This window comes from Chromobacterium sp. Panama, from assembly GCF_003052555.1.
Classification (GTDB): Bacteria; Pseudomonadota; Gammaproteobacteria; order Burkholderiales; family Chromobacteriaceae; genus Chromobacterium.
Genome location: NZ_QARX01000001.1, coordinates 5,187,273 through 5,193,419 on the forward strand (window position 1 = coordinate 5,187,273; position 6,147 = coordinate 5,193,419).

A 6,147-nucleotide genomic window follows, 5' to 3' on the forward strand; every position below is an offset into this window, starting at 1 on the left:
GGACTGGACGACAGCTTCTTCCATCTCGGCGGCGACAGCATCAGCTCCATCCAGCTGGTGAGCCTGGCCCGCAAGCAGGGCTTGGGCCTGACGCCGCGCCAGGTATTCGAACACCCCAGCGTCCGCGGCCTCGCCCAAGTTGCGGCCGAGGCCTCGGCCCTGGCCGTTGACGCGCGCGCCGACGCGCCGCTGCTGCGGCTGGAGCCGGCCGAAATCGAGCGCCTGAGCCGCCGCCGCCCCGGCCTCGCCGAACTGCTGCCGCTGACGCCGCTGCAGCAAGGCCTGCTGTTCCACGCGCTCTACGACCACTCCGCCGCCAACCCCTATGTGGTGCAGATGCGCATCGAGCTGGACGGCGCGCTGGACGGCGCCGCGCTGCGCCGCGCCGGCGAAGGCCTGCTTAGCCGCCACCCGCATCTGCTGGCCTCCTTCATTCACGAGGACACCCTGCAGCCGATGCAGGCCTTGAGCCTGGACAGCGCCGCGCCGTGGCGGGAAGCCGATTTGTCGGCGCTCAGCGACGACGAGGCGCGCGCGCGGCTGGAAGACATGCAGACGGCCGATCATGGGGAGAGCATGCCGCCGGACCGCGGGCCGCTGCTGCGCTTCACCCTGATCCGGCTGGCGCCGGAGCGCCACCGCCTGCTCTGGACTTTCCACCACCTGCTGCTCGACGGCTGGTCCCTTCCCGTGCTGCTGGAAGAACTGTTCGCGCTCTACCGCCAGGGAGAATCGGCCGCGCTGCCGCCCGCGCCGGCCTACCGCGATTACCTGCTCTGGCTGTCCGGCCGCGATCAGGCCGCCGCCCGCCAGGCCTGGGGCCAATACCTGCGCGGCGTGGACGAGCCCACCCTGGTGGCGCCCGGCCTCCCCGCCGCGGAACGGCGGCCTGATCTGCACACCGCCGCGCTGACGGCGGAGCTCAGCGCCGCGCTGTCCGCCCAGGCGCGGCGTCGCGGACTGACCCTCAACACCCTGGCCCAGGCCGCGTGGGGCCTGCTGCTGGCCCGCCTGACCGGCCGCGACGATCTGCTGTTCGGCATCACCGTGTCCGGACGGACCGCGCCGCTGGAAGACATCGCGCGGCTGCCCGGCCTGCTGATCAACACCGTGCCGCTGCGCCTGAAACTGGAACCGTCGGCCACGCTGGCCGGCTGGCTGGACGATCTGCAATCGCGCCAGGCCGCGATGATGGAGCATCAGCATCTCGGACTCGGCGACATCCAGCAGCTGACGGACATGGAGGAATTGTTCGACACGCTGATGGTGTTCGAAAACTATCCGCAGCTCGACGCGCTGCGCCAAAGCCGCGCCGGAGACGGCCTGAGCGTGCGCCCCGTAAACGGCTTGGGCGGCGATGTGTCGCATTACCCGCTGGGCCTCTGCGTGGTGCCGGGGGAAAGGCTGGAGCTCCGGCTGGGCTGCCGCGCCGACGCCTTCCCGCCGGCCGCGGCCGAACGCATTCTCGCCAGCCTGACGCGCCTGTTCCAGGCGCTGGCCGGCGATCTTGAGCGGCCGCTGGCCAGCCTGCGCTGGCTGGACGAGGCCGAGAGCCGCCAGCTGGACGGCTGGAACGCCACCACTCGCGCCACCGCGCCGGCGACGCTGCCCGAGCTGTTCCGCCGGCAGGCCCGGCTGACGCCGGACGCCGTCGCGGTCTGCGCCGGCGACGTTCGCCTGAGCTACCGCCAGCTGGATCTGCAATCCAACGCGCTGGCCCACCGCCTGCGCGCGGCCGGCGTGACCGTGGAAACGCCGGTGGCGCTGTGGCTGCGGCGCGGCCCGCTGCTGCCGGTGGCCATCCTCGGCGTGCTCAAGGCCGGCGGCTGCTATATCCCGCTGCACACCGCCCAGCCGGAAGAGCGGCGTGCCTGGACCCTAACTCAGTCGCGCGCCGCTTTGCTGCTGGCCGACGAGGCCCCGGCGCCGGCCATGCTGCCGCCGGGCCTGCCGGTGCTGCGGATAGACGGTCCGTCCGACAGCGCCGAGCACCCGCCCCGCCTGGAGCTGACCCCCGACGCGCTGGCCTATGTGATGTACACCTCTGGCTCCACCGGCGTGCCCAAGGGCATAGCCGTCAGCCACGCCAACGTCGGGGATCTGGCGCTGGACCGCCGCTGGGAGGGCGTATCCCAGAGCAAGGTGCTGCTGCACTCTCCGCATGCCTTCGACGCCTCCACCTACGAGCTGTGGACGCCCTTGCTGCACGGCGGCCAGGCGACGCTGGCGCCGCCGGGGGACAACGACATCGACTCGCTGGCGGACGTCCTACAGCGGGAAAGCGTCACCGCGGCCTTCCTGACCACCGCGCTGTTCAACCTGCTGGCCGAGGAGCGGCCGGACTGCTTCGCCAGCCTGCGCACGCTGTGGACCGGCGGCGAAGCCGCCTCGCTGCGCGCCTTCCAGCGGGTGCGGGAGCGCCATCCGGAGCTGGAGCTGGTCCACGTCTACGGCCCCACCGAGACCACCACCTTCGCCACCTGCTGCCCGCTGCCGCGCGATCAGCCACTGGCTGCGCCGCTGCCGATAGGCGCGCCGATGGACAATACCCGCGCCTATGTGCTCGATTCCGCGCTGCGCCCGCTGCCCGTCGGCGCGCCCGGCGAACTCTACCTGGCCGGCAGCGGCCTGGCGCGCGGCTATCTGGATCAGCCGGCACTCAGCGCCGAGCGTTTCGTGGCCAACCCCTTCGGCCCCGCCGGCAGCCGGCTGTACCGCAGCGGCGACCGGGCGCGCTGGCGCGCCGACGGCCAGCTGGAATTCCTCGGCCGCGCCGATCAACAAATCAAGCTGCGCGGCTTCCGCATCGAACTGAGCGAAATCGAGGCCAGGCTGAGCGAACACCCGGCCGTGTCCCAGGCGCGGGCGGTGCTGCGCGAGACGGACGGCGCGCCGCGCCAGCTGCTCGCCTATGTCGCGCTCCACCCCGGCGCCGACATCGCCCCGTCCACGCTCAGACAAGCCCTGGCGGCGCAGCTGCCCGACTATATGGTGCCGGCCGCCGTCGTCGCGCTGGACGCGCTGCCGCTGACCCCCAACGGCAAGCTGGACCACCGCGCGCTGCCCGCGCCCGATTTCCAGGCCGGCGAGCGGCGGCCTCCGCGCAGCGACGCCGAACGCATCCTGGCCGGGCTGTACGCCGAACTGCTGGGCCTGGACGAAGTCGGTCTGGACGACGGTTTCTTCGATCTCGGCGGCGACAGCATCGCCTCCATCCTGCTGGTCAGCCGCGCGCGGCGGCAAGGCTTGCTGCTCAGCCCGCGCGAGGTCTTCCTCCATCCTCGGGTGGAGGCGCTGGCCGCCGTCGCCCGGCCTGTCGTCGCCGTCGCGGCCGAGGACATCGCGGAGGGCCCGCTGCCGGCGACGCCCATCATCCGCTGGTGGCTGGAGCGCGGCGGCCCGCAAAGCGGCTTCTACCAATCCATGCTGTTGCAAACCCCCGCCGGATTGGAACAAGCCCATCTGCTGCAGGCGCTGCAAGCACTGCTGGACAAACACGACGCGCTGCGCATGCGGCTGGATGCCGACAACGGCCTGAGCGTGCCGCCGGTCGGCTCGACCTCGGCGCAGGACTGCCTGCGCCGCATCGCGGCGGACGCGCATCTGGAGATCCCGCCGGCCGACATCGCCGCCGCGGCGCGGCAGCTGGACCCCGCCGCCGGCGCCATGTTGCGGGCGCTGTGGCTGGACGCCGGCCCGGACGCGCCGGGCAGGCTGTGGCTGGGCATCCATCACCTGGCGGTGGACGGCGTTTCCTGGCGCATCCTGCTGCCCGACCTGGCCTCCGCCTGGCGCGAGGCCCGCGCCGGCCAGCCCATACAGCTCGATCCGGTGGCCACTTCCTTCCGCCGCTGGGCGCTGCTGCTGAACGAGGACGCCGTCCGCGCCGCCCGCGCGGCCGAAGCGCCGATGTGGGCGGCCATCCAGAACCAGCCCGATCCGCCGCTATCGCCCTGCCCGCTGGACCCGGCGCTGGACACGGCCGGCGCCAGCCGGCGTCTGAGCGTGGCGCTGCCTTCCGCCGTGACCGCCGATCTGCTGACCCGGGTGCCGGCGCTGTTCCATGCCGGCATCAACGACGTGCTGCTCACCGGCTTCGCGCTGGCGGTGGCGCGCTGGCGGCAAGGCAGGGGGCAGGACGGCGGCTCCGCGGTGCGCCTGGAATTGGAAGGCCACGGCCGCGAGGAGCTGGGCGAGCATTGCGATCTCTCCCGCACCGTGGGCTGGTTCACCAGCCTGTTCCCCGTCTGCCTCGATCCCGGCGCGTCGGCCGCGGCCGCCCTGGACGACGACGCCGTGCTGGGCGCGGCGCTGAAGCGGGTCAAGGAGCAACTGCGCGCGCTGCCGGACCGGGGCCTGGGATACGGCCTGCTGCGCTATCTCAATCCGGAGACCGCCGCCCAACTGAGCGGCGCGGCGCCGGCGCAACTCGGCTTCAACTATCTGGGGCGCTTCTCCACGCCGGCCCGCGGCGACTGGATGCCGGCGCCGGAAGCGGCCGGGCTGGACGGAAACAGCGATCCTTCGACGCCCGTGTCCCACGCGATCGAGCTCAACGCCGCCACCCACGACGGCCCGGACGGGCCGGAACTGGTGGCCACCTGGCTGTGGGCCGGCCGCCTGTTCGACCGGCAGGAAATTGAAAAGCTGGCGGAAGACTGGTTCGACGCGCTGCGCGCCTTGGCCAGGCTGGGCCACGCGCCGGACGCCGGCGGCAGCACCCCGTCCGACCACCCCCTGGCCGGCGGGCTGTTGCAGGAGGAGATAGACCTGATCGAAGCCGGCTTCTAAGAACCTGTTCAATGTCTGCTGCGCTTCAGCGATACAGCGTTAAAAACAAGCTCAAAATGCTCATGTACCACCTGTACATTCCGCTTTTTCGCTCGTTTTCGCCTTGTCTCGCCCTTGCTCGCGAGACTTTGAACAGGCTCTAAGAGCCTGTTCCAAATACTTTCCGGGGGCCGCCGACGGCGGCCGCCCATTGCGAGGTTCACGATGTCGAAGATCGCCGAAATCCTGCCGCTGTCGCCATTGCAGCAAGGATTGCTGTTTCACGCGCTGTACGACGAACGCGAGGTGGACGCCTACCATGTCCGCAACCGCTTCGAGCTGCGCGGCGTCCTGGACGCCGGCCGGCTCAGGCGCGCGGCGGAGGCGCTGCTGCAACGCCATCCCAATCTGCGCGCCGCCTTCGTCTACAAGGGGCTGGCGCAGCCGCGTCAGGTGGTGCCCCGCGAGTTCGAGCTGGATTGGCGCGAGGAAGATCTGTCCGGCCGGGACGCCGCCGCGCTGGACGCGCTGCTGGAGGCGGATCTGCGCCGCCGCTTCGATCCGGGCAAGCCGCCGCTGCTGCGCTTCATCCTGGTCAAGCTGGACGCGGAACGCCATCAACTGCTGTGGAGCTTCCACCACCTGCTGTTCGACGGCTGGTCCATGCCCATCCTGATGGACGAGCTGTTCGCGCTCTACCGCCAGGGAGAATCGGCCGCGCTGCCGCCGGCCGCGCCCTACCGCGATTATCTGGCCTGGCTGCAACAGCAGGACAAGGCCGCCGCCGCCCGCGCCTGGGCCGCCAGCCTGGACGCGCTGGACGAGCCGGCCAAACTGGGCGCCGCCGCCGCGGGGGAACGCCAGCTGATCCTGTCCCGTCAAACCGAAACCGCCCCGCTGCAGGCGCGGGCCCGCCAACTGGGCGTCACCCTCAACACCCTGCTGCAAGCCGCCTGGGCCATTCTGCTCGCCCGCCTCTCCGCCTCAGACGACGTCGTTTTCGGCGTCACCGTCTCCGGACGTCCGCCGGAGCTCCCCGGCGTCGAGCGCATGGTCGGCCTGCTGATCAACACCGTCCCGCTGCGCCTGAGGCTGCGGCCCGAGGAAACCCTGACCGCCCTGCTGCAACGCCTGCAGGCCCAGCAGGCCGCGCTGATCGAGCATCAGCACCTCAGCCTCGCCGAGATCCAGCAGGCGGCGGGAAGAACGGAGCTGTTCGACACCCTGCTGGTTTTCGAAAGCTATCCGGCGCTGCCCGGCGCGGCCGACGGCGAGGTGGCCGACGGCCTGGCCTTGATTCCGCTCGGCGGCGACGGCGCGGACACCTCCCACTACCCGCTCAGCCTGTGCGCCGTCCCCGGACCCGAACTCGAGCTG

The 6,147-nt window shown here is 71.6% G+C and carries 2 protein-coding genes; both read left to right on the top strand.

Annotation, left to right across the window (positions count from 1 at the left end; genetic code table 11):
• Positions 1-4,791: non-ribosomal peptide synthetase (locus DB032_RS23355; protein ID WP_158274408.1), on the top strand; the 4,791-nt coding region annotated here is incomplete at its 5' end.
• 204 nt (positions 4,792-4,995) lie between these two features.
• Positions 4,996-6,147 (top strand): condensation domain-containing protein (locus DB032_RS23360; protein WP_233246774.1); only part of this gene is annotated, 1,152 nt, incomplete at its 3' end.